Origin of the sequence: Pseudomonas sp., assembly GCF_050739935.1 — a bacterium.
GTDB lineage: Bacteria > Pseudomonadota > Gammaproteobacteria > Pseudomonadales > Pseudomonadaceae > Aquipseudomonas.
The window spans coordinates 41,478-63,563 of record NZ_JBOICF010000036.1 but is presented as its reverse complement, the minus strand read 5'-3'; the positions used below and the strand labels follow the sequence as shown (position 1 = coordinate 63,563).

The 22,086-nt window shown below is 60.7% G+C and carries 24 protein-coding genes and 1 riboswitch; of the genes, 18 read left to right on the top strand and 6 right to left on the bottom strand.

Translation table 11 applies throughout. The annotated features are described in order from the left end of the window. Positions 1–100: 100 nt before the first annotated feature. Complete coding sequence (gene mazG, locus ACRER8_RS06095) at positions 101–934, top strand: nucleoside triphosphate pyrophosphohydrolase (protein WP_431745450.1); 834 nt, start codon at positions 101–103, stop codon at positions 932–934. Positions 935–973: 39 nt separating this feature from the next. Continuing rightward, complete coding sequence (locus ACRER8_RS06090) at positions 974–1,519, top strand: DUF2058 domain-containing protein (protein WP_431745444.1); 546 nt, start codon at positions 974–976, stop codon at positions 1,517–1,519. Positions 1,520–1,574: 55 nt separating this feature from the next. Here the strand turns inward: ACRER8_RS06090 and ACRER8_RS06085 are convergent, their stop codons facing one another. The 5 genes from ACRER8_RS06085 to purM form a co-directional block, all read right to left on the bottom strand. After that, a complete protein-coding gene (locus ACRER8_RS06085; protein WP_431745443.1) occupies positions 1,575–1,763 on the bottom strand; it encodes a hypothetical protein in 189 nt (62 codons plus the stop codon). A 192-nt stretch (positions 1,764–1,955) separates the two neighbouring features. After that, positions 1,956–2,567, bottom strand: coding sequence for a hypothetical protein (locus ACRER8_RS06080; RefSeq protein WP_431745442.1), 612 nt, complete (start codon positions 2,565–2,567; stop codon positions 1,956–1,958). Positions 2,568–2,640: 73 nt separating this feature from the next. Then, on the bottom strand, positions 2,641–3,357 hold the full coding sequence (locus ACRER8_RS06075) for a DUF3108 domain-containing protein (protein ID WP_431745441.1): 717 nt from the start codon (positions 3,355–3,357) through the stop codon (positions 2,641–2,643). Positions 3,358–3,376: 19 nt separating this feature from the next. After that, positions 3,377–4,030, bottom strand: coding sequence for a phosphoribosylglycinamide formyltransferase (gene purN, locus ACRER8_RS06070; protein ID WP_431745449.1), 654 nt, complete (start codon positions 4,028–4,030; stop codon positions 3,377–3,379). A 38-nt stretch (positions 4,031–4,068) separates the two neighbouring features. Beyond that, positions 4,069–5,127, bottom strand: a complete 1,059-nt coding sequence (gene purM, locus ACRER8_RS06065) for a phosphoribosylformylglycinamidine cyclo-ligase (RefSeq protein WP_431745440.1) — start codon at positions 5,125–5,127, stop codon at positions 4,069–4,071. Between the two features lie 308 nt (positions 5,128–5,435). On the opposite strand from purM, the gene ACRER8_RS06060 reads away from it, so the two are divergent. The 6 genes from ACRER8_RS06060 (at position 5,436) to ACRER8_RS06035 (ending at position 10,818) form a co-directional block, all read left to right on the top strand. Next, positions 5,436–6,509: a DUF2066 domain-containing protein gene (locus ACRER8_RS06060; RefSeq protein ID WP_431745439.1), complete on the top strand. Its 1,074-nt coding sequence runs from the start codon at positions 5,436–5,438 to the stop codon at positions 6,507–6,509. 55 nt (positions 6,510–6,564) lie between these two features. Beyond that, positions 6,565–7,638 (top strand): AI-2E family transporter, encoded by a 1,074-nt coding sequence (locus ACRER8_RS06055; protein WP_431745438.1) that lies wholly within the window; start codon positions 6,565–6,567, stop codon positions 7,636–7,638. 325 nt (positions 7,639–7,963) lie between these two features. Then, positions 7,964–8,668: a DnaA regulatory inactivator Hda gene (gene hda, locus ACRER8_RS06050; RefSeq protein WP_431745437.1), complete on the top strand. Its 705-nt coding sequence runs from the start codon at positions 7,964–7,966 to the stop codon at positions 8,666–8,668. 8 nt (positions 8,669–8,676) lie between these two features. Then, entirely contained in the window at positions 8,677–9,441 is a 765-nt protein-coding gene (locus ACRER8_RS06045) for an NAD-dependent deacylase (RefSeq protein WP_431745448.1), read from the top strand. Between the two features lie 75 nt (positions 9,442–9,516). Beyond that, positions 9,517–10,203 carry a C40 family peptidase gene (locus tag ACRER8_RS06040; RefSeq protein ID WP_431745436.1) on the top strand — a complete coding sequence of 229 codons (687 nt, stop codon included), beginning with the start codon at positions 9,517–9,519 and terminating at the stop codon, positions 10,201–10,203. Positions 10,204–10,281: 78 nt separating this feature from the next. Further along, positions 10,282–10,818, top strand: coding sequence for a C40 family peptidase (locus ACRER8_RS06035; RefSeq protein WP_431745435.1), 537 nt, complete (start codon positions 10,282–10,284; stop codon positions 10,816–10,818). 403 nt (positions 10,819–11,221) lie between these two features. On the opposite strand, the gene ACRER8_RS06030 is transcribed toward ACRER8_RS06035, so the two are convergent. Next, complete coding sequence (locus ACRER8_RS06030) at positions 11,222–12,568, bottom strand: PQQ-dependent sugar dehydrogenase (protein WP_431745434.1); 1,347 nt, start codon at positions 12,566–12,568, stop codon at positions 11,222–11,224. Positions 12,569–12,690: 122 nt separating this feature from the next. Beyond that, positions 12,691–12,910: riboswitch (cobalamin riboswitch) on the top strand. A 106-nt stretch (positions 12,911–13,016) separates the two neighbouring features. On the opposite strand from ACRER8_RS06030, the gene cobO reads away from it, so the two are divergent. From cobO to ACRER8_RS05980, 10 genes are all read left to right on the top strand, one after another. Next, entirely contained in the window at positions 13,017–13,628 is a 612-nt protein-coding gene (cobO, locus tag ACRER8_RS06025) for a cob(I)yrinic acid a,c-diamide adenosyltransferase (protein WP_431745433.1), read from the top strand. A 10-nt stretch (positions 13,629–13,638) separates the two neighbouring features. Next, entirely contained in the window at positions 13,639–14,934 is a 1,296-nt protein-coding gene (locus ACRER8_RS06020) for a cobyrinate a,c-diamide synthase (protein WP_431745432.1), read from the top strand. Positions 14,935–15,123: 189 nt separating this feature from the next. Then, on the top strand, positions 15,124–15,774 hold the full coding sequence (gene bluB, locus ACRER8_RS06015; protein WP_431745431.1) for a 5,6-dimethylbenzimidazole synthase: 651 nt from the start codon (positions 15,124–15,126) through the stop codon (positions 15,772–15,774). Further along, on the top strand, positions 15,771–16,679 hold the full coding sequence (cbiB, locus tag ACRER8_RS06010; RefSeq protein ID WP_431745430.1) for an adenosylcobinamide-phosphate synthase CbiB: 909 nt from the start codon (positions 15,771–15,773) through the stop codon (positions 16,677–16,679). The genes bluB and cbiB overlap by 4 nt, the downstream gene beginning before the upstream one ends. Continuing rightward, on the top strand, positions 16,672–17,676 hold the full coding sequence (cobD, locus tag ACRER8_RS06005) for a threonine-phosphate decarboxylase CobD (protein ID WP_431745429.1): 1,005 nt from the start codon (positions 16,672–16,674) through the stop codon (positions 17,674–17,676). The genes cbiB and cobD overlap by 8 nt, the downstream gene beginning before the upstream one ends. Beyond that, positions 17,673–19,151, top strand: coding sequence for a cobyric acid synthase (locus ACRER8_RS06000; RefSeq protein WP_431745428.1), 1,479 nt, complete (start codon positions 17,673–17,675; stop codon positions 19,149–19,151). The genes cobD and ACRER8_RS06000 overlap by 4 nt, the downstream gene beginning before the upstream one ends. After that, entirely contained in the window at positions 19,151–19,672 is a 522-nt protein-coding gene (cobU, locus tag ACRER8_RS05995; RefSeq protein ID WP_431745427.1) for a bifunctional adenosylcobinamide kinase/adenosylcobinamide-phosphate guanylyltransferase, read from the top strand. The genes ACRER8_RS06000 and cobU overlap by 1 nt, the downstream gene beginning before the upstream one ends. After that, positions 19,669–20,721, top strand: a complete 1,053-nt coding sequence (cobT, locus tag ACRER8_RS05990) for a nicotinate-nucleotide--dimethylbenzimidazole phosphoribosyltransferase (RefSeq protein ID WP_431745426.1) — start codon at positions 19,669–19,671, stop codon at positions 20,719–20,721. The genes cobU and cobT overlap by 4 nt, the downstream gene beginning before the upstream one ends. Continuing rightward, positions 20,718–21,290, top strand: coding sequence for an alpha-ribazole phosphatase family protein (gene cobC / locus ACRER8_RS05985; protein ID WP_431745425.1), 573 nt, complete (start codon positions 20,718–20,720; stop codon positions 21,288–21,290). The genes cobT and cobC overlap by 4 nt, the downstream gene beginning before the upstream one ends. Next, positions 21,291–22,022 (top strand): adenosylcobinamide-GDP ribazoletransferase, encoded by a 732-nt coding sequence (locus tag ACRER8_RS05980; RefSeq protein ID WP_431745424.1) that lies wholly within the window; start codon positions 21,291–21,293, stop codon positions 22,020–22,022. Positions 22,023–22,086: the final 64 nt, after the last annotated feature.

The following is a 22,086-nucleotide window of genomic DNA, read 5'->3' as shown; positions in this document are numbered from 1 at the left end:
AATGAATTCGCTCCCACAGAGGTTCAGCTTCTTCTGTGGGAGCGAATTCATTCGCGATGACGTCGGCGCAAACGCCGCAAAAAACAAGAATTGGGATCCCATGTACACACTCCAGGACCTGCTCAACCTCATGGCCCGCTTGCGCGACCCGCAGTACGGCTGCCCGTGGGATGTGAAGCAGAACTACGCGACCATCGTGCCGCATACCCTCGAAGAGGCCTACGAAGTCGCCGATGCGATCGAGCGTGGTGACTTCGATGATCTGCGCGGCGAGCTGGGCGATCTGCTGTTTCAGGTGGTGTATTACTGCCAGCTGGCGCGGGAAGAAGGGCGATTCGAATTTGACGGCGTGGTCGATGGCATCACGCGCAAACTGATTCGCCGTCACCCTCATGTGTTTCCCACGGGCGATCTGTATGCGCCCGTGGAAACGCCGCGCCTGAACGAAGATCAGGTCAAGCGTCGCTGGGAAGAGATCAAGGCCGAGGAGCGCGCCGGGAAGGCACAAGCGCCAGAGCAGCTGTCTTTGCTCGATGATGTGCCGAATGTGTTGCCGGCATTGTCGCGAGCGGCCAAGTTGCAGAAGCGCACGGCTCAGGTCGGTTTCGACTGGCCCGAAGCGCTGCCAGTGATCGACAAGGTGCGTGAAGAACTCGGCGAAGTCCTTGAAGCCATGGCCGACAACGACAGCGCCGGGATCAACGAGGAGATCGGCGACCTGCTGTTCGTGGTGGTCAATCTGGCCCGTCATCTCAAGGTCGATCCGGAAAATGCCTTGCGTGCCGCCAACGGCAAATTTGAGCGGCGCTTTCGTTTCATCGAACAGGCCTTGCGTGAAACCGGCCGCCCCATCGAAGATTGCAGCCTTGAAGAGATGGACGCGCTCTGGGGCGAAGCCAAGCGTCAGGAAAAAAACACGCCCAACTGCGGTTGAGTTGACTATTTAGCAAGAGAAGTCAGAGAGAGAAGACAGATGGCGGGTATTTCCCTTCGTGACCAGTTGCTCAAGGCAGGTCTGGTCAACGAGAAGCAGGCCAAACAGGTCGCCAAGACCAAGCAGAAAGAACAGCGTCTGGTGCACAAGGGCCAGGCGAGCGCCGACGACGCCGCGCAGCGCGCCGCTCAGGAAGCCATGGCCGAGAAGGCCAAACGCGACCAGGAGCTGAACCGTCAGCAGCAGGAAAAGGCCGAGCAGAAGGCCCGCGCCGCACAGGTCAAACAACTGATCGAAGCGACCCGCCTGCCGAAACTGACCACCGAGGATTACTACAACTTCGTCGATGACAAGAAGGTCAAGCGGCTGTCGGTCAATTCGCTGATGCGCAGCAAGCTGAGCAATGGGTCGTTGGCGATCGTGCATCATGGCGGTACTTACGAGGTGATTCCCCGTGAGGCAGCGCTGAAGGTCCAGGAGCGTGATCCGCGTCGTATCGTAATGCTCAGCGAGCCGACTGAAGAGCCGGATAGCGGCGATGACCCGTATGCGGCTTACAAGATTCCCGATGATTTGATGTGGTAAACCTGAAAACAACAAAACCCGCCTAGGCGGGTTTTGTTTTGTCGCGATTCCGTTATTACGAGTTGCTCGCTGCCTTCTTGGCTTCCAACTCCGCGAGCTCTGCTGCGTAACGCTGTGCGTCCGATTCATGATGAAACATGCCTACCAGTTGGTCTTGCTGGCGGACATCCCAGATCTGAATGCCATCGGCGATGGCTTCGTGGGAGATGTGGGCGTCGTCGCGTTCAGTAACAGTAACCGTCATATTGAAAACTCCTGACTCTTTGAAAACTACGGCAGGACGTCGCAGTGGTTCCTTTATAAATTTTGGTAGCTGGCTAAGTAAACGATCGATTTCGGGAAGAGTTATTTACCGCTTTGGCAACAATGGCTAACTCTCTGTTTTTGCAGGCTGTGCGGCGTTTTGTCGCACTCGTTTGAGGGTGTGAAGAAAGTTTCATGTTGAGGCGCGGAGCATCGAGCGTCCGGAGATGGCGATATTTTGGCGTTGGACCTGTACGAACCCGCATTGCTGACGAATGCGTAAGAAGGTTAACAGCAAAAGCCCGGCGCGCTTCGCCGCTTTGATGACGAGCGCCGTTTTTGCAGTGAGCACGACCGCCTGTGGGAGCGAATTCATTCGCGAAAGACTTCCCAGACGATAAAGCTGTGTCGGGTGTACTGCCCCCTCGCGAATGAATTCGCTCCCACAGTGAATTTGTGCGGACTGCCGATTTTCGGTACGCCGCAAAACGTGTAAGAACCCACTTGCTGACGAATGCGTAAGAAGATCAACAGCAAAGCCCGGCGCGCTTCGCCCTGGGATGACGAGCGCCGTCTTTGCAGTAAACACGACCGCCTGTGGGAGCGAATTCATTCGCGAAAGACTTCCCAGACGATAAAGCTGTGTCGGCTGCCCCCTCGCGAATGAATTCGCTCCCACAGTGAGTTGCGCGGACTGCCGATTTTCGGTACGCCGCAAAATCTGTAAGCGCCCGCATTGCTGACGAATGCGTAAGAAGATCAACAGCAAAAGCCCGGCGCTTCGCGCTTTGATGACGAGCGCCATGGATGCCGTATACATATCCACAAAAAACCCCGCCAATTGACGGGGTTCTCTATAAAACGCGGTACAACCCAAATCAGCTGCCTTTGACCGACTTACCATTCACCGTGCCATCCTGCAGCATGATGTTGTATTCCTTCCCGTCGGTCTCCACCTGCTGCAGGCGAACCAGCAGATAATCGTAGTCCTTGGCGAACCACATCACGGTGATGCGCTTGTTCTGCGTTGGATCACGCACGCGCTCGACCTTGATGGCATCGACCGAACCCACTTTGGTATCGACTTTCTCGGTGCCCAGCACACGGAAATCATAGGTATCGACCTCATCGCCGTCGACCACCTGATAGGTCATGCTTTTCTTGCCGGCGGCGACATCGTGTTGCAAGGCCAACTGGTAAGTGGATTTGTCCAGAACACCGGTATTCAGCGGGATCTTCACCGCATCATTACGGTCGGTACCGGTGATGAATTTGGTTGGCCAGTCGAACACCAGATCAATTGTCTTGCTCTTGCCCAGGCCGCCACGTTCGAAGTGGTAGGTCTGAGGCAGCAACTGATCCTTGTCGACTTTAAGGGTACTGACCTCTGTCAGGCTGGCGATCATCATCGATGCCTTGAAGCTCAGAGTCCAGGTGCCGTTGGCGTTCTTTTCCAGGCTGCGTGTGGCGCTACCGCCACCTACGGGGAGCTGCTTGAAATCAGCGGTGTAGCTGGCGGAGAAAGGTTGAAGGTCTGCCGCATTGACCGCAGGAAGTGCGAACAGAGCGAAAGCGAAGAGCAAAGCGCGACGCATAATATCTCCTGTTTCTAAATTAAATGGCCGGAATCAAATGGCCGCTGGGCCCCAGTGGCTGGCCGTTCAGTAATGCGCCCTGTTCGCTCAGGACCAGACGGCCTTCGGCGAACCAGCGGATGGCGAGCGGATAAATCAAGTGCTCCTGGGCGTGAACCCTTTGCGCCAGTGTCGCAGGCGTGTCGTGCAACTCTACCGAAATAACAGCTTGTACGACCAGAGGCCCCCCATCGAGTTCCTCGGTGACGAAGTGCACGCTACAGCCGTGCTCGACATCGCCAGCCTCCAGCACGCGTTGATGCGTGTGCAAGCCTTTATACAGGGGAAGCAGGGAAGGGTGAATGTTCAACAACCGACCATGGTAGTGACGCACGAAGTCCGGCGTGAGGATGCGCATGAAGCCGGCGAGTACCACCAGCTTCGGCGCAAATGAGTCGATCAGTTCGATCAATGCCGTATCGAAGGCATCGCGACCTTCGTAGGCTGTGTGATCGAGAACGCGGGTTTCGATGCCCGCGTTGTTCGCACGTTCAAGCCCGTAGGCATCGGCGCGGTTTGAAATCACTGCGCGAATGCGGGCCGGGCTCGAACTGTCCTGAAAGCTGTCGATCATAGCCTGCAGGTTACCGCCAGTGCCTGACAGCAGCACCACTACATCACAAGGTTGGGGCAAGTCAGGCTTCAACACGTCAGGCTTCACTACCTCGGGCATCAGTGTGCCTTGACGTTTTTCAGCTCGACTTGTGCAGCGCCTTCGGCAGCTATGCCGATCTGGCCGATGACCCATGGCTGCTCGCCTGCTTCACGCAGGGCGTTGAGGGAAGCTTCGACGTGTTCCTGCGCAACGCAGATGACCATGCCGACGCCACAGTTCAGAACGCGGTGCATTTCATGCTCGTCGACGTTGCCTTGTTCTTGCAGCCAGTCGAACACCGCGGGGCGGGTCCAACTCGCCACGTCGACCACTGCTTGTGCACCTTCAGGCAGTACGCGCGGGATGTTGTCCAGCAGGCCGCCGCCAGTGATGTGGGCCATGGCCTTGACCGCGCCGGTGTCCTTGATCAGCTTGAGCAGTTGCTTGACGTAGATGCGGGTCGGTGCCATCAGCAAGTCAGTCAGCGGTTTGCCGTCCAGCTGGATGGTTTCGATGTCGGCACCGGAGACTTCGATGATCTTGCGAATCAGCGAGTAGCCGTTGGAATGCGGGCCGGAAGAAGGCAGTGCGATAAGGGCGTCACCGGTTGCTACCTTCGAGCCGTCGATGATCTCGGCCTTTTCCACGACGCCGACGCAGAAGCCGGCCAGGTCGTAGTCTTCGCCTTCGTACATGCCTGGCATTTCAGCGGTTTCGCCGCCGACCAGCGAGCAGCCGGCCAGTTCGCAGCCCGCGCCGATGCCGGTCACGACCTGAGCAGCGGTATCGACGTTCAGTTTGCCGGTGGCGTAGTAGTCCAGGAAGAACAGAGGTTCGGCACCGCAGACCACCAGGTCATTGACGCACATGGCGACCAGATCGATACCGATGCTGTCGTGTTTGTTCAGGTTCAGCGCCAGACGCAGCTTGGTGCCGACGCCGTCAGTACCGGAAACCAGTACGGGCTGCTTGTAGCCAGCCGGAATTTCGCACAGCGCGCCGAAGCCACCCAGGCCGCCCATGACTTCCGGGCGCTTGGTGCGCTTGGCGACGCTCTTGATGCGTTCGACCAATGCTTCACCGGCGTCGATGTCTACACCGGCGTCTTTGTAGCTCAGGGAGGGTTGCTTGCTCATGATCCAGGCCTTTAGGGGGGATTCGGGATAACGACCGAGTAGGACGGCTCGTGGCCGTGGCATCGCCGGTCTGCGAAGGCGCGCGATTTTATCAGGGTTGGGCCAAAGCGGCCATCCTTGGGCCGACGGGCAGACGCATCATGAAGAAAAAATTAACCCGCTGATCGGGGTTGCCCGTTCGTCGGTCGCCATAAAAGGTGTAACTTCGTCTGCACAGTGAGCGATTCGGGCCGCTACGTGGTCTGAGTCGAGCCAGTCATTTTCATGCAGCTATTAATAAGCTGCGATTTTTGTTCCTGGGAATTTTTATGCGCCTGAAAAACTGCCTGTTCGTAGGTTGTCTGTCCCTCATGAGCCTCCCGGCCCTGGCCGAGACGGTGAACAATCTCTATCAGGTGCGCGAGCCAGTCAGCGGGCAGACCCCGGAGGAGAAAACCCGCGCCACTCAGGCCGCGCTGGAAACCCTGGTCATTCGTCTGACCGGTGACCCCAAGGCCGCTCAAGGCTCGGCCCTTGCCGACGTGCGCAAGGACCCACAACAAATTATCAGTCAGTACGGTTATGACGCAGGTCCGCCGGAGTCGTTGCAAGTGGATTTCGACCCGGCGAGCACCGAGCGCGCGCTGCGTCAGGCCGGTCTGTCATTGTGGGGCTCGAATCGCCCAGTGATCATGGCCTGGTGGCTGAATGATGCAACCGATGGCGCCAATCTGGTGGGCGACGGTCAGCCGAGCGCCGAGCCTCTGCGTCGCGCGGCGCAGCATCGTGGCTTGCCGCTGCGTCTGCCCCTGGCGGATCTGGGTGAGCAAGGGATCGGCGATGCCAAGACACTGGACGGCAACGACGTGGCTCCGCTGAAGCAGGCCTCCGAACGTTATGGTTCGGACGCCATTCTCGCCGTCCATGCGCAGGAAAACGGAGGTCAGTGGCAGGGTAAATGGCACCTGTGGCTGGGCGACAAGATGGAGCAAGGCAGCGCGACCGGGGCGAGTTCCGCCGAGTTGGCCGATGCCGTTTTGTTGTCGGTAAGTCAACGTCTGGCCCCGCGCTTCGTGGTCAAGCCCGGGACGTCGTCGAGCATGGCGCTGGAAGTCCAGGGCATGAACCTGGAACGTTACGCCCAACTGGGGCGTCTGCTGGAACCCTTCGGCGGTCGTCTGAAATCGGTGGATGCCGATCGTGTGGTCTTCGATGTCAGTGGCAGCGCTGATCAACTGCGCTCGCAATTGTCGCTGGCCAGACTGCAGGAGGTGCCAGCGAGTGAAGCCGCCAGTGCGCCGGTCGATGCCGGTCAGGCACCTGCGCCCGGAGCTGTACCTGGGTCTACTCAAGCGCCAGCACCCGCGCCCGCGACTGCACAAACACTGCACTTCCGCTGGTGAGCGGGTTCATAACGGCGTGACATGAAGCATTTTATTTCGGGTTCAAGGGGCGGTAATGACTGATACGCGTCGTTGGTTCTGGCTCGGCGGGATTGTCCTGCTGTGTCTGTTTGTCTGGCTGTTGCACGCTATCCTCACGCCCTTTCTGGTGGCGTTGCTGTTGGCGTATATGGGCGATCCACTCGCTGATCGGCTGGAAAAACTGAAAATGTCCCGCACCTTGAGCGTGGTGACGGTGTTCGTGTTTTTTACCCTGATTTTCATGGGACTGATGCTGGTGCTGGTACCGATGCTCGCCAAGCAGCTGTATCGCTTGTACGAACTGACGCCGCAGATGCTTGACTGGTTGCAGCACACTGCGCTGCCGTGGACCCAGGCCAAGCTTGGGCTGGCGGAGGGTTTCTGGAAGTTCGACAAGGTCAAGGCGGCGATATCCGAGCACATGGGCCAGACAAGCGACATCGTCGGGATCGTGCTGGCACAGGCGACTACGTCGACACTGGCCTTGATCGGCTGGCTGACCAATCTGGTGCTGATCCCGGTGGTCTGCTTCTACCTGCTGCGGGACTGGGACGTGATGATGGCCAAGGTGCGCAGCCTGTTGCCGCGTCACCGCGAGAAGAAGATCGTTGCGCTGGCCGATGAATGTCATGAAGTGCTGGGCGCGTTCATTCGTGGCCAGTTGCTGGTGATGGTAGCCCTTGGCGTGATCTACGCCGCGGGACTGATGCTGGTTGGTCTTGAGCTTGGGCTGTTGATCGGCGTGATCGCGGGGCTGGCGGCCATCGTGCCTTATATGGGGTTCGTGATCGGTATTGGCTCGGCGATTCTGGCGGGTCTGTTTCAGTTCGGCGGCGACCTGTATCCGATGCTCGGCATCGTCGCGGTGTTCATGGTCGGGCAGGCACTGGAAGGGATGGTGCTGACGCCTTTGCTGGTGGGTGATCGCATCGGCCTGCATCCGGTGGCGGTGATCTTCGCAATCCTCGCGGGCGGTGAGCTGTTCGGCTTCACCGGCATCCTGCTGGCGCTGCCGGTGGCGGCGGTGATCATGGTGCTGGTGCGGCACGTGAACGATCTGTACAAGGAGTCGGATATCTACGGCGGGATGGAAGATCCGGATCTTTAAGAAGTTCAGGAGAACGCTGAGGGACCTATGGGAGCGAATTCAACCTCGAATGGTGTCACCGGCGACCCAAATGTGTCGCCTGCTCGGCCCCATCGCGAATAAATTCGCTCCCACAGTGTTTTGCGATCGCCATCCCAAAATGGTTGGCCGCACGGCGTTTTTGCACCCAGCCCTTACCGGTAATCCAAACCTCCGGCCCGCGATAGACGCAAGCCTTTGATTTTGCAGGCTGTCTGCCGCATTGTGCCGCCCGGCTTGCGGGTATAAACTTTGCACACTTTACACAGAGGCCCTTGGCGGTTCGTCACCGAACCGTTCAGCCAGCATGAAACCTATTCAGCTGCCCCTGAGTGTGCGTCTGCGTGATGACGCCACCTTCGTCAATTACTATCCAGGCGCCAATGCCGCTGCACTCGGCTACGTCGAACGCCTGTGCGAAGCCGAGGCTGGCTGGACCGAAAGCCTCATTTATCTGTGGGGCAAAAACGGGGTAGGGCGCACGCACCTTCTGCAAGCGGCCTGCCTGCGTTTCGAGCAAATGGGCGAGCCTGCCGTTTACCTGCCGATGGCGGAAGTCATCAATGAAGGTGTCGAGCTGTTCGATCATCTGGAGCAGTACGAGCTGGTGTGTCTCGACGACCTGCAAGCCGTGGTCGGCAAGCCTGAATGGGAAGAAGCGTTGTTTCACCTGTTCAACCGCTTGCGCGACAGCGGCCGCCGTCTATTGATTGCGGCGTCCTGTTCTCCACGAGAACTGCCCGTCAAGCTGGCAGACCTCAAATCGCGACTGACCATGGCCCTGGTGTTCCAGATGCGCCTGCTTTCCGATGAAGAAAAACTTCGTGCCCTGCAATTGCGCGCCTCGCGTCGTGGCCTGCATCTGACTGACGAGGTCGGCCATTTCATCCTCACGCGCGGCAAACGCAGCATGAGCGCATTGTTCGATCTGCTCGAAGAGCTTGACCAGGCCTCGCTGCAAGCGCAGCGCAAGCTGACCATTCCTTTCCTTAAAGAGACGCTGGGCTGGTGATCGGCAACGTGGTCGATCCAGCGCTGGTGCTGCAAACCGCCGCGGCCTTGCGCCATGCCTCCCGCATTCTGATCATCACTGGCGCCGGACTTTCGGCTGATTCGGGACTGCCGACCTACCGTGGCGTCGGCGGCCTTTACAACGGTCGGACCGACGCCGGGCTGCCGATCGAGATGGCCTTGTCCGGCCCGATGTTGCGGCGAGATCCCGCGTTGTGCTGGAAGTACATTGCCCAATTAGGCAGCGCTTGCCTGGGTGGACAGCCCAATGCGGCGCACTACGCCATCGCTGCGCTGCAACGGCGCAAGCCGGAATGCTGGGTATTGACGCAGAATGTCGACGGTTATCATCGCGCGGCGGGCAGTCCGCCCGAGCGTCTGATCGAGATTCATGGTCAGTTGGCGCCGCTCTACTGCCAGTCCTGCGGCGCCGAAGATTCACGGCTGAGCGAACACTTGCAGCGCCCATTGCCGCCGCTATGCGCGCATTGTCATGGGGTGTTGAGACCGCCGGTCGTCTTGTTCGAGGAATTACTGCCAGAGCTGGCATTGAATGTGCTGGATGAGGAGATGGCAAAAGGCTTTGATGCTGTTCTCAGCGTCGGAACCACGGCCAGCTTCCCTTATATCCATGAGCCGATGTTGCGCACACGGGTAGCGGGAGGCTTTACCGCCGAGATAAATCCCTCGTCGACCGATCACTCCATTCACATGGATGTTTTTCTGAGGTGTAGAGCCTTAGATGTGATGGAGGACCTGTTAAGTCACATTTGATTCGATTGAATTTGCAAATGATGACGATAGAAGGCATAGTCTCGGCTTCTTTACACATTAGCCACGGTCGTGCCCATGCTAAATCGCTTCGCACCCCTCGTGCCTCTCGCACTCGTAACGCTGCTGTTCGGCTGCGCGGCCCAAATGCCAGCGTCACAACAGCAGTTGCAGAATGTCCAGTTCAAGGATTCTGCCACCGCTCAAACCGCCAAGCGTGCCGATTTTTCGTCTTCCGTTCTGGATGATGAAATCGCGACCGAAGATGAACTGGCCCAATTTGCCGACGCGAAACCGTATCAGCTTCCGGTTCTGGCCGACAGCATTCTGGAGCGTGGCAAATCGTTGATCGGTACCCGTTACCGTTTCGGCGGCACCTCGACTACGTCCGGTTTCGATTGCAGCGGTTTCATCGGCTACCTGTTCCGTGAAGAGGCCGGCATGAGCCTGCCGCGTTCTTCCCGCGAAATGGTCAATATCGATGCCCCTCTGATCAAGCGCAATGACCTCAAGCCAGGCGATCTGCTGTTCTTCAGCACCGCAGGACGCGGTCGTGTGAGCCATGCCGGCATCTATCTGGGCGATGACCAGTTCATCCACTCCAGCAGCCGTCGCAGTGGTGGTGTGCGCGTCGACAGCCTCGACGATGCTTACTGGGCACGCACGTTCATCGAAGCCAAACGCGCGTTGGCCATGGCTCCTGCCAAGGTTCCAGAAACGACGACCGCGATGACTTCGACTACAATCAAGCGCCAACACCGTTAACGCAACAGGGGAAACCCTGATTGCGTGCGATCCCGGCCCCCGGCAAAGTAAGCCGCATCCTCAAGGGTTGTTGTGTTTATGTCGTTTACGGTTCGCCTGGCTGTTACATCACTGGCTGTATTGCTGGCCGCTTGCTCCAGCAATCCACCGCCATCCCGTCCCAAGGTCGTTTCCAGGCCTGTGGTCTCTGCTCCCTCTCAATTTTCTTCTCCCGTCGCTGATGACGTGCTGCTACGTGCCATCGGGTTGGTGGGCACGCCTTATCGCTGGGGCGGAAACACGCCGGATTCGGGCTTCGATTGCAGTGGCCTGATCGGTTACGTGTACCAGGGCGCCGCAGGGATTGTTCTGCCACGTTCGACGCGCGACATGATCAACCTGCGCGGCCCGGACATCGATCGCAGCCAGCTGCAAACCGGTGACCTGGTGTTCTTCGCGACCGGTGGCGGCTCGAACGTGAGTCATGCCGGGATCTATGTCGGCGAAGGGCGCTTCGTGCATGCCCCGGCAACTGGCGGCACCGTTAAACTCGACAGCCTCGACAAGCCGTACTGGCAGAAGGCGTGGCTGAATGCCAAACGTGTGATTCAGCCTTCGAATCTGGCGAAGCAATAGAGAGCCTGTTTCTGACGCAGATTTTGTGATCATTGTTTGCCGGTGAACACCTGGCTCCCTCTACGGTAGAAGCCGGCTTGCTGGCGACTTCGCCGTGTCATGCATGCATTCGCGGCTGATCAACCGCGTTCGCCAGCAAGCCGGCTCCTACAGGGAAGCGGAATGTCACGCGATGCGTTGGCGGCTGATCAACCGCGTTCGCCAGCAAGCCGGCTCCTACAGGGAAGGCGGAATGTCAGGTGATGCGTTGGCGGTTGATCAACCGCGTTCGCCAGCAAGCCGGCTCCTACAGGGAAGGCGGGATGTCAGGCGATGCATTCGCGGCTGATGACCCTGCCAGTGCCTGGCAGATCGCCGGCAAGCCGGGCTCCCACGCCCTCCGGGCAGAAACAGGCGCGTCTGGTCAGGGGCTAGTACTGGAAGCCTGCACCGTCCGCGCGGCGGTCACCCGCCAGATCTTGTTGCCGACATCATCGGCCACCAACACCCCACCTCTGTTGTCGTTGACCACCCCAACCGGGCGGCCTTGCGCTTTTTCATCGGCATTGAGAAATCCGCTCAGCAGGTCCACCGGCGTGCCGCTTGGCTTGCCATCCTTGAACGGCACGAACAATACCTTGTAACCGCTGTGCGGTTTGCGGTTCCAGGAACCGTGCTGACCGACGAACAACCCTTCATTGAAAGGCGCCGGCAAGGACTTGCCGTCGGCGAACGCCAGGCCCAGCGAGGCGGTATGCGGGCCCACGGCGAAGTCTGGCGCAATGGCCTTCTGCACCAGCTGCGGATTCTGTGGCGACACCCGGATGTCCACATGCTGACCGTAATAACTGAACGGCCAGCCATAAAACGCACCGTCCTGAACCGATGTGACGTAGTCAGGCACCAGATCGCTGCCGATCTCGTCGCGCTCGTTGACCGCCGTCCACAGCTTGCCGGTGCTCGGGTCCCAGTCCATGCCGTTGGGATTGCGTAGGCCGGAGGCGAATATCCGGTGATTGCCGGTGGCAGCGTCCACTTCCCAAATCGCCGCGCGGCCTTTTTCCGCGTCCAGCCCGTTTTCACCCGCGTTACTGTTGGAGCCTACCGTCACGTACAGCTTGCTACCGTCCTTGCTGGCAATGACGTTTTTGGTCCAGTGATGATTGAGCGTGCCGCCTGGAAGATCGGTGACTTTCAGCGGCTCACCCTTGATCGAGGTTTCACCCGAGGTGTAGTTGAAGCGCAGCAGACGATCGGTGTCGGCGACATAGAAGTCATTGCCCGCCAGCGTCATGCCGAACGGCGAATTCAAGTGATCGATGAATACCGTGCGGGTTTCCGCGACGCCATCGTGGTCCTGATCGCGCAACAGAGTGATGCGGTTCGCGCTCGGTACGGCTGCGCCAGCGCGGCTCATGACCTTTTTCATGACCCAGCCTTTGATGCCCTTGCTGTCATCGGGTTTGGGCGGCGCGTTGGTTTCCGCCACCAGCACATCGCCGTTGGGCAGCACGTAGAGCCAGCGCGGGTGGTCGAGGTTTTCAGCGAACGCGGCGACCTGTGTGCCCGGTGCGGCCGTGGGTTTGGTGCCCGCGGGCCAACCGGCTGTCGGCGCGATGTTGACGGTGGGGATCAGGGTTTTGTTCGGTTCCGGTAGTTGCGGCGAAGGGCCCATGCCGTCCGAGACCTGCAGTCTTGAAGATTCGCCGCACGCCGCGAGTCCACCGGCGACCAACAGCAGCACCGCAACCTGAGATTTTAGCTTGAACATGATCGGTCTCCCTTCCTGGCAGTCATGCACTCACATGTCTATGAGTAGAGGCCGCTCGCAAGAGTCGGTTCAACCGCAGAACAATGGCCGCTCCGATTGACGCTGTGGGGGCAACCCACTAACCTTCGCCGATTGTTTCAGGTGCCCGCGGCCAAGGCCGATGAAAAGGGTGAAACAGGGAAGCCGGTGCGAACGCTTTTGCGATCAATCCCGGCGCTGCCTCCGCAACGGTAAATGAGTCAAGGCCACGCACGATGCCACTGTGTTCCTCGAGCATGGGAAGGCGCGTGGCTTGTATACCAGCTCATGAGTCCGGAGACCGGCCTGATCCATTCAACAGCATCACGGAGGGCGATGCTCTGCGCAGGCTCGGGCCATTCAGCTCCCGACGCCTGCCGTCAGTCTTTGCCCTCCGTTTGCCACACCTGCCCTCAAGCGGAGAGCCCAGATGAGCGAATCCCCCGAACGTGACGAACGCCACCTGGCGCGCATGCTGCGCAAGAAGGCGGTGATGGACGAGCGCATCGCCAGCGCCCCTAATGAATGCGGTCTGCTGCTGGTCCTGACCGGTAACGGCAAGGGCAAGAGCAGCTCCGCCTTCGGCATGCTCGCGCGTGCCATGGGCCACGGTATGCAGTGCGGCGTGGTGCAATTCATCAAGGGCCGCAATGCCACCGGCGAAGAGCTGTTCTTCCGCCGCTTCCCAGAGCAGGTGCGCTATCACGTCATGGGCGAGGGGTTCACCTGGGAAACCCAAGACCGTCAGCGCGACATCGCCGCCGCCGAAGCCGCTTGGGTCGTGACTCAGGCGCTATTGCGCAATCCCGAGATTGGTCTGGTGATCCTCGACGAACTGAACATCGCCCTCAAGCACGGCTACCTGGATCTTGAGCAGGTGCTCAGCGACCTGCAGGCCCGCCCGCCAATGCAGCATGTGGTTATCACCGGGCGCGGCGCCAAACAGGAACTGATCGATCTGTCCGATACCGTTTCCGAGATCGGCGTGGTCAAGCACGCGTTTCAGGCCGGGATCAAGGCGCAGAAGGGCATCGAACTGTGAGCAAGCGTTCATGAGTCAGCCCCGGCATTGCCCGGCGGTATTGATCGCCGCGCCCGCCTCCGGTCAGGGCAAGACCACCGTCACCGCCGCCTTGGCGCGTCTGCATCGTAATCAGGGACGCAAGGTTCGCGTGTTCAAGTGCGGGCCTGATTTTCTCGACCCAATGATTCTCGAGCGCGCCAGCGGCAACCCCGTCTACCAGTTGGACATGTGGATGGTCGGCGAAGACGAAAGTCGACGTTTGCTGTGGGAAGCCGCCGCTGATGCCGATCTGATCCTGATCGAGGGCGTCATGGGCCTGTTCGACGGTACGCCTTCGAGTGCCGACCTGGCGCGGCGTTTTGGCGTACCGGTGCTGGGCGTGATCGACGGCACGGCGATGGCGCAGACCTTTGGCGCGCTGGCCTTGGGTCTGGCGCGCTATCAGCCTGACCTGCCGTTTGCCGGCGTGCTTGCCAATCGCGTCGGCACCGTGCGTCATGCGCAGTTGCTCGAAGGCAGTCTGACCGAAGGCTTGCGCTGGTATGGCGCGCTGTCGCGGGAAACCGGAATCGAACTGCCGAGCCGCCATCTGGGGCTGGTGCAGGCCAGTGAGCTAAATGATCTGGACGTTCGGCTCGATGCCGCCGCAGCGGCATTGGCCAGTACCTGCGATGCCACCATGCCGCCCGCCGTGACCTTCGACGCGCCGGATATCGTGCCTGTCGAGCCTTTGTTGGCCGGCGTGCGAATTGCCGTCGCCCGTGATGAAGCATTCGCTTTCACCTACGGCGCCAGCCTGGATCTGCTGCGGGGAATGGGCGCAGAGTTGTTGTTCTTCTCGCCGATCCACGATCGGCAATTGCCCGACGCGCACAGCCTGTACCTGCCCGGTGGATACCCCGAGTTGCATCATGTTGCGTTGAGTCAGAACCACTCGATGCTGCAGGCCATTCGCGCCCATCACGCGGCAGGCAAACCGCTGCTGGCTGAGTGTGGTGGAATGCTCTATTTGCTGAGCGCTCTGACTGATGTCGATGGCCAGCGCGCCGAACTGGCGGGCTTGTTGGACGGCGAAGCAGTGATGCAGAAGCGCCTGGCGGCCTTGGCCTTGCAAACGGTGGAACTGCCGGAGGGGACTTTGCGCGGCCACACCTATCATCATTCGCTGACCAGCACCGAACTGACGCCAATCACCCGTGGCGTCAGCCCCAACGGCGGGCGCGGCGCCGAGGCGGTGTATCGGGATGGGCGAATGACCGCATCCTACGTGCACTTCTATTTTCCTTCCAATCCACGCGCGACGGCGGCGCTGTTTTTGCCATGAGCGAGCGTTCCCTGCTGTCCAATTTTTGGCCGACACTGTGCTGCTGCCGGAACACAGAACCCTGTGGGAGCGAATTTATTCGCGATGCGTTGTTACAGGCCATAAATCTGTATCGGATGTACCGGCCTCTCGCGAATAAGTTCGCTCCCGCAGTGGGTCACTCTGCTAGCTGGAATAGAGCGCTGCGCCATGACTGACCACACCTTCAGCGACGCCGAGCGCGCTGCGGTCTATCGGGCCATTGCCGAGCGCCGGGACATGCGGCACTTCTGCGGCGGCTCGGTTGCTCCCGAGCTGTTGGCGCGATTGCTGGAAGCCGCGCATCACGCGCCCAGTGTCGGTCTGATGCAGCCGTGGCGCTTCATTCGTATCAGCGATCGTCAATTGCGCAGGCAGATTCAGGCGCAGGTGGAAGAGGAACGGGTTCGCACTGCCGAGGCCCTGGGCGAGCGTTCCGAGGACTTCATGAAGCTCAAGGTCGAAGGCATCAACGATTGCGCCGAGGTGCTGGTCGCCGCGCTGATGGACGACCGCGAGAAACACATCTTTGGACGCCGCACCTTGCCGGAAATGGACATGGCTTCGTTGTCCTGCGCCATCCAGAACCTCTGGCTGGCGGCCCGCGCCGAGGGGTTGGGAATGGGCTGGGTGTCGTTGTTCGAACCTCAGGCGCTGGCCGACCTTTTGCAAATGCCACGCGGTTCAAAACCGTTGGCGATTCTGTGCCTGGGGCCGGTCAAGGAGTTTTACCCGGCGCCGATGCTGGAACTGGAAGGCTGGGCGCAGGCGCGTCCGTTGCACGAGCTGGTCTTTGATAACAGATGGGGAGTGAATTCATGAGTGTGGCGTTGTTGAGCGTCGCCGGGGTCGCGCTGGATGCGCTGCTCGGCGAGCCAAAACGAAACCACCCGCTGGTAGCGTTCGGCCGATACGCCGAGCGCATCGAGCAACGTTTGAATGCAGGTGGTCGCGGCTGGCGCAGTCACGGCGTCACGGCCTGGTTTATCGCGGTCGTTCCGCTGACCCTGCTGGTGACCTTCTTCAGCTGGCTGCCTTACGTCGGCTGGCTAGTGGAAGTGGCCGCGCTGTATTGCGCCCTGGGCCTGCGCAGCCTGGGAGAACATGTCGGGCCGGTGGCGCAAGCCTTGCGCGGCGACGATATTGAAGAAGCCCGCCGTCGCGTAGGTTATCTGGTCAGCCGCCAGACGTCGGAGCTGGACGCCACCGAAGTCGCCCGCGCCGCCACTGAGTCTGTGCTGGAAAACGGCAGCGACGCGGTGTTCGCCGCGATTTTCTGGTTCGTCGTGCTGGGTGCGCCGGGCGTGGTGCTCTATCGTCTGAGCAACACGCTGGACGCCATGTGGGGCTATCGCAACGAGCGATTCGAGCGTTTCGGCTGGGCGGCGGCGAAAATCGACGACCTGCTTAACTACATTCCCGCGCGCCTTGTAGCGTTGACTTACGCGCTGCTGGGTAAAACCCGACTGGCGTTGCGCTGCTGGCACACACAGGCGCCGAATTGGGACAGCCCGAACGCAGGTCCGGTAATGGCCGCGGGTGCCGGCGCCCTGGGTGTCGAACTGGGTGGCGCGGCGATCTATCACGGCGAGCTGCATCAACGTCCGCAACTGGGCGAAGGCGCTCCTGCTGACGCGAACTCCATCGATCGTGGCTGGCAACTGGTGCAGCGCGGCGTATGGCTGTGGCTGCTGATCCTGTGTCTGGGGACTGAATTCTATGCTTGAGCACGGCGGTCGTTTGCGCGGGGCGGTGGCCAAATACGGCATCGATGAGGCTGACTGGCTCGATCTATCCAGCGGCATCTCGCCTTGGTCGTGGCCGATTCCGCCGATTCCGGAGGCTGCCTGGGCGCGTCTGCCGGAAACCGATGACGGTCTGGAGAGCGCGGCTCGGCGGTATTACGGGGCTCCGGATCTGCTGCCGGTGGCCGGTTCCCAGGCGGCGATACAAGCGTTGCCGCGTTTGCGCCAGGCGGGCAAGGTCGGCGTGCTGTCGCCCTGTTACGCCGAACACGCTGAAGCCTGGCGCAGCAGCGGCTTTCTGGTGCGCGAGGTGCTGGAGCATGAAGTCGAGCGCTTCATCGATGCCCTCGACGTGCTGGTGGTGGTCAACCCCAATAACCCCACGGGTCTGAGTCTATCTCCCGAGCGCCTTCTGGAATGGCACGCAAGACTGGCGCAGCGTGGCGGCTGGCTGGTGGTGGACGAGGCATTCATGGACAACACACCGCACTTGAGCCTTGCCGCCCAAACCCAACGCCCCGGCCTGATCGTGTTGCGCTCGTTCGGCAAGTTTTTTGGTCTGGCGGGCGTGCGGCTGGGCTTCGTGCTGGCCGAGTCGCGGTTTCTCAAGGTGCTGGCCAGACAGATTGGCCCTTGGGCGGTCAGTGGTCCTACACGGATTCTCGGTCAGGCCTGTCTCGACGATGTTGAGGGCCATCAACGGCAGCGTGCGCGCACGGAAGCGGCCAGCCAGCGTCTGGTTGCATTGCTGACCCGTTACGGCTTCGCTCCCCAAGGCGGCTGCGCACTGTTCCAATGGCTGATCATGCCTCGCGCCGCCGAGCTGCATGAATACTGCGCCCGACGCGGGATTCTGCTGCGCATCTTTCTCAACAATGCGCCGCACAACGGCAGCCTACGCTTTGGTCTGCCGCGCGATGAAGCGCACTGGCAGCGTCTGGAACAGGCGCTGAGTGAGTTTTCTCAGGAGCGTGCATGAACACTCCACGCATCGGTAAAACCCTGATGGTGCAGGGCACCACCTCGGACGCCGGCAAGAGCACCCTGGTGACCGCGCTGTGCCGCTGGCTGACTCGCCAGGGCGTGCGCACGGTGCCATTCAAACCACAGAACATGGCGCTCAACAGCGCGGTGACCGCCGACGGTGGTGAGATCGGCCGCGCCCAAGCGGTGCAGGCCCAGGCGTGTGGCCTGGAACCGCACACCGACATGAACCCGGTATTGCTCAAACCCAACAGCGATACCGGCGCGCAGGTGATCATTCACGGTCGCGCGGTGACCACCATGAACGCCGTCGCCTATCACGACTACAAGGCCATCGCCATGCAGGCGGTGCTCGCCTCCCATCGACGCCTCAGCGCGGGTTGGTCAGTGGTGATGGTCGAGGGCGCCGGGTCGCCTGCCGAAATCAACCTACGAGCGGGCGACATCGCCAACATGGGTTTCGCCGAAGCGGTGGACTGCCCGGTGTTACTGGTGGCTGACATCAATCGCGGCGGCGTCTTCGCCCATCTGGTCGGCACTCTGGAGCTGCTTTCGCCGAGCGAACAGGCGCGGGTGAAAGGCTTCATCATCAATCGTTTCCGCGGCGACATCGCCTTGCTGCAGCCGGGTCTGGACTGGTTGGAGCAGCGCACCGACAAACCGGTGGTCGGCGTGTTGCCCTACGTGATGGACTTGCATCTGGAGGCCGAGGATGGTCTGGATCAACGTCAGAGCGACAAGGCCGAGCAAGTCCTGAATGTGGTGGTGCCGGTGCTGCCGCGCATCAGCAACCACACCGACTTCGACCCGCTGCGGCTGCACCCTCAGGTCAATCTGCAATTCATCGGGCCGGATCAGCCGATTCCGCCTGCCGATCTGATCATCCTGCCGGGTTCGAAAAGCGTGCGCAGCGACCTGACGTATCTGCGCAGCAACGGCTGGGACACTGCCATCCGTCGCCATCTGCGTTACGGCGGCAAGGTGCTGGGCATCTGCGGCGGGCTGCAGATGCTGGGTGAACAGTTGCATGATCCATTGGGCCTTGAAGGTGCAGCCGGCTCAAGTCCGGGGCTGGGTCTGCTGGCAATCAGCACGGTGCTTGAGGAACAAAAACAGCTGCGTAATGTGCGCGGCCGGTTGAGCCTGGAAGATGCCGAGGTCACCGGCTATGAGATTCATGCGGGCGTGACCACGGGGCCGGCATTGGAAAACCCTTTGGTGCAACTTAGCGATGGTCGTTGCGACGGCGCGCAAAGTGCCGACGGGCAAGTGCTCGGCACCTATCTGCACGGATTGTTCGAAAACCCGGCTTCCAGCAGTGCCCTGCTGCGTTGGGCTGGATTGCACAATGTGCAGCAGATTGACTACCACGCCCTGCGCGAACGAGATATCGAACGGCTGGCCGATCTGGTTGAGCAGCATTTGGACGGCAGCCTACTGCGTGAACTCTGCGGCCTGGAGTCAAGCTGATGCGGCAACTGATCCTCGGCGGTGCGCGTTCCGGCAAGAGTCGGCTGGCTGAAAAACTGGCGAACGAAAGCGGTCTCGATGTCCTTTATATCGCCACCAGTCAGCCGCTGGATGGGGAGATGAATCAGCGCGTGATGCTGCATCGTCAGCGTCGCCCGGAGAGTTGGGGGCTGGTCGAAGAGCCGCTCGAACTGGCCCGTGTATTGAAAGAAAACGCAGAGCCCGATCGCTGCCTGTTGGTGGACTGCCTGACCCTGTGGCTGACCAATTTGCTGATGCTGGACGATCCGCAGCGCTTGACGCAGGAGCGCGATGCGTTACTCGATTGCCTGGCTGAATTGCCCGGCCACATCATTTTCGTCAGCAACGAAACCGGGCTGGGCGTGGTGCCCCTCGGCGAGCTGACCCGTCGTTATGTCGATGAAGCCGGCTGGCTGCATCAGGCCCTGGCCGAACGTTGCCAGCGCGTGGTGTTCACCGTCGCCGGACTGCCCATGACCCTCAAAGGATCCGCACTATGAGTAATGCCTGGTGGCTCAACCCTGCCTGTGAAATCGATCAGAACAGTCGCGAGCAGGCGCTGGCCCGGCAGCAGCAATTGACCAAACCGGCAGGCTCATTGGGCCAGCTGGAAGCGGTCGCGGTGCAAATGGCTGGTCTGCAAGGCCAGGTCAGACCCAAGGTCGATAAGGTATGGATCGCGATTTTTGCGGGTGATCACGGAATAGTTGCCGAAGGGATTTCGGCCTATCCGCAGGAAGTCACCGGGCAGATGCTGCACAACTTCATCATGGGCGGCGCGGCGATCAGCGTGTTGGCCAAGCAACTCTCGGCGCAGTTGGATGTGGTCGATCTGGGCACCGTGTCGCCGCTGAACCTGCCGGGTGTGCGCCATCTGAATCTCGGGATGGGAACGGCCAACTTTGCCAAAGGCCCGGCGATGACTCAGGCGCAGCTGGAAAGCGCTCTGGCAGGCGGTCGCGACAGCGTGCTGCGGGCCAGGGCGGCGGGGACCGAGCTGTTCATCGGTGGCGAAATGGGCATCGGCAACACCACGGTGGCCAGCGCTGTCGCCTGTTCGCTGCTGCAATGCCCGGCGCCGTTGCTGGTCGGGCCTGGGACAGGTCTGGACGCTCAGGGCATCCATCACAAGGCGCAGGTCATCGAGCAGGCGTTGCAACTGCACGCGGCCCAATCCGGCGATGCGCTGGGCAGCCTGCGTGCATTGGGCGGGTTTGAAGTGGCGGCGTTGGTAGGCGCTTATCTGGCCTGCGCGCAGGAAGGCATCGCGGCGCTGGTTGACGGGTTCATTTGCACCGTGGCAGCGCTGGTTGCGGTGCGACTCAACCCGTCTTGCCGTCAATGGCTGTTGTTCGGCCATCGTGGTGCGGAGCCGGGTCATCGCCATGTGCTGGAAACCCTGCGCGCCGAACCTCTGCTGGAGCTGGGTCTGCGTCTCGGGGAGGGCAGTGGCGCCGCGTTGGCCGTGCCACTGTTGCGTCTGGCCTGCGAGCTGCACAGCGGCATGGCGACTTTCGCCGAAGCGGCTGTGGCGGATCGCCCGGCATGACCTTGCATCTGGACCTGTTGCGTCATGGCGAAACCGAGCGCGGTGGCGGCTTGCGTGGCAGTCTGGATGACGCTCTGACCCCACTCGGTTGGCAGCAGATGCGCGAGGCGGTAGCGAGGCCGTCTGGATGGAATCGCATCGTCAGTTCGCCATTGCGACGTTGCGCGCGGTTTGCCGAGGAGTTGTCGTTGCAGTTGTCGCTGCCGATGCAGTTGGAACCTGATCTGCAGGAACTGCATTTCGGCGATTGGGAGGGAATCGCTACCGCGCAATTGATGGAAACCGATGCCGAGGGATTAGGACTTTTCTGGGAAAACCCCTACACATTCACGCCGCCCAATGGTGAGCAGGTGTCGGCGTTTTCCGAGCGTGTGCGCGGCGCTGTCCGGCGTCTGTACCAGGCCCACGACGGCGAGCGGATTCTGCTGATCAGTCATGGTGGGGTCATGCGCCTGCTGCTGGCCCAAGCCCGCGGGTTGCCCCGTGAACAGCTGCTGCAAGTGGTCGTCGGCCATGGCGGCTTGTTCGGGCTCGATGTCGATGCGAATTGCGCGCTGACGGAGGTGTAGATGCTGTCATTCTGGATCGCCTTGCAGTTTCTCAGCAGCCTGCCGGTTCGACTGCCGGGTATGCCCGCGCCTCAGGCGTTGGGGCGTTCGCTGCTGTTTTATCCGCTGGTGGGCGCGCTGTTCGGTTCGATTCTGATGGCGCTGAACCTTCTCCTTCAGGGCGCACCGCAGTTGCTTCATGCGGCCCTATTGCTGGCGACCTGGGTGCTGCTCAGTGGCGGGTTGCATCTGGATGGCCTGGCCGATAGCGCCGATGGCTGGCTTGGCGGTTTCGGCGACCGCGAACGCACCCTGATGATTATGAAAGATCCGCGTAGCGGTCCGATTGCCGTGGTGACACTGGTGATCGTGCTGCTGTTGAAATTCACCGCGATTGTTGCGCTGATCGATGCGCATCACAGCGTCGTTCTGTTGCTGGCGCCGGTGATTGGCCGCGCTGCGATGCTGGGGTTGTTCCTCGACACGCCATACGTGCGCGCCGGTGGTTTGGGACAAGCGCTGGCCGATCATCTGCCACGTACGCTGGGCGTGCAGGTACTGGGCACGACGGCACTTGGTTGCGTCCTGATTTCGGGCTGGGCCGGCGCGTGGTCGTTGCTGGTCGCCGGGGCTGGGTTTTTCTGGTTGCGCCGATTGATGCTGCAACGTTTGGGCGGTAGTACGGGCGATACCGCAGGAGCGATGCTGGAGTTGCTGGAAATGACGGTGTTGGTGACCTTGGCGCTGGTTTGACACATTTGCACGGTAGGGCCCAAATCTGTGGAGTGAGCCTGCTCACCAAAGCGCGTTTTAATTC

Bases quoted from the DNA above. Each gene is read 5' to 3' on its own strand.
- mazG (WP_431745450.1), top strand. From the start codon at position 101: ATGTACACACTCCAGGACCTGCTCAACCTCATGGCCCGCTTGCGCGAC.
- ACRER8_RS06090 (WP_431745444.1), top strand. From the start codon at position 974: ATGGCGGGTATTTCCCTTCGTGACCAGTTGCTCAAGGCAGGTCTGGTC.
- ACRER8_RS06085 (WP_431745443.1), bottom strand. From the start codon at position 1,763: ATGACGGTTACTGTTACTGAACGCGACGACGCCCACATCTCCCACGAA.
- ACRER8_RS06080 (WP_431745442.1), bottom strand. From the start codon at position 2,567: ATGGCGCTCGTCATCAAAGCGCGAAGCGCCGGGCTTTTGCTGTTGATC.
- ACRER8_RS06075 (WP_431745441.1), bottom strand. From the start codon at position 3,357: ATGCGTCGCGCTTTGCTCTTCGCTTTCGCTCTGTTCGCACTTCCTGCG.
- purM (WP_431745440.1), bottom strand. From the start codon at position 5,127: ATGAGCAAGCAACCCTCCCTGAGCTACAAAGACGCCGGTGTAGACATC.
- ACRER8_RS06060 (WP_431745439.1), top strand. From the start codon at position 5,436: ATGCGCCTGAAAAACTGCCTGTTCGTAGGTTGTCTGTCCCTCATGAGC.
- ACRER8_RS06055 (WP_431745438.1), top strand. From the start codon at position 6,565: ATGACTGATACGCGTCGTTGGTTCTGGCTCGGCGGGATTGTCCTGCTG.
- hda (WP_431745437.1), top strand. From the start codon at position 7,964: ATGAAACCTATTCAGCTGCCCCTGAGTGTGCGTCTGCGTGATGACGCC.
- ACRER8_RS06040 (WP_431745436.1), top strand. From the start codon at position 9,517: ATGCTAAATCGCTTCGCACCCCTCGTGCCTCTCGCACTCGTAACGCTG.
- ACRER8_RS06035 (WP_431745435.1), top strand. From the start codon at position 10,282: ATGTCGTTTACGGTTCGCCTGGCTGTTACATCACTGGCTGTATTGCTG.
- ACRER8_RS06030 (WP_431745434.1), bottom strand. From the start codon at position 12,568: ATGTTCAAGCTAAAATCTCAGGTTGCGGTGCTGCTGTTGGTCGCCGGT.
- cobO (WP_431745433.1), top strand. From the start codon at position 13,017: ATGAGCGAATCCCCCGAACGTGACGAACGCCACCTGGCGCGCATGCTG.
- ACRER8_RS06020 (WP_431745432.1), top strand. From the start codon at position 13,639: ATGAGTCAGCCCCGGCATTGCCCGGCGGTATTGATCGCCGCGCCCGCC.
- bluB (WP_431745431.1), top strand. From the start codon at position 15,124: ATGACTGACCACACCTTCAGCGACGCCGAGCGCGCTGCGGTCTATCGG.
- cbiB (WP_431745430.1), top strand. From the start codon at position 15,771: ATGAGTGTGGCGTTGTTGAGCGTCGCCGGGGTCGCGCTGGATGCGCTG.
- cobD (WP_431745429.1), top strand. From the start codon at position 16,672: ATGCTTGAGCACGGCGGTCGTTTGCGCGGGGCGGTGGCCAAATACGGC.
- ACRER8_RS06000 (WP_431745428.1), top strand. From the start codon at position 17,673: ATGAACACTCCACGCATCGGTAAAACCCTGATGGTGCAGGGCACCACC.
- cobU (WP_431745427.1), top strand. From the start codon at position 19,151: ATGCGGCAACTGATCCTCGGCGGTGCGCGTTCCGGCAAGAGTCGGCTG.
- cobT (WP_431745426.1), top strand. From the start codon at position 19,669: ATGAGTAATGCCTGGTGGCTCAACCCTGCCTGTGAAATCGATCAGAAC.
- cobC (WP_431745425.1), top strand. From the start codon at position 20,718: ATGACCTTGCATCTGGACCTGTTGCGTCATGGCGAAACCGAGCGCGGT.
- ACRER8_RS05980 (WP_431745424.1), top strand. From the start codon at position 21,291: ATGCTGTCATTCTGGATCGCCTTGCAGTTTCTCAGCAGCCTGCCGGTT.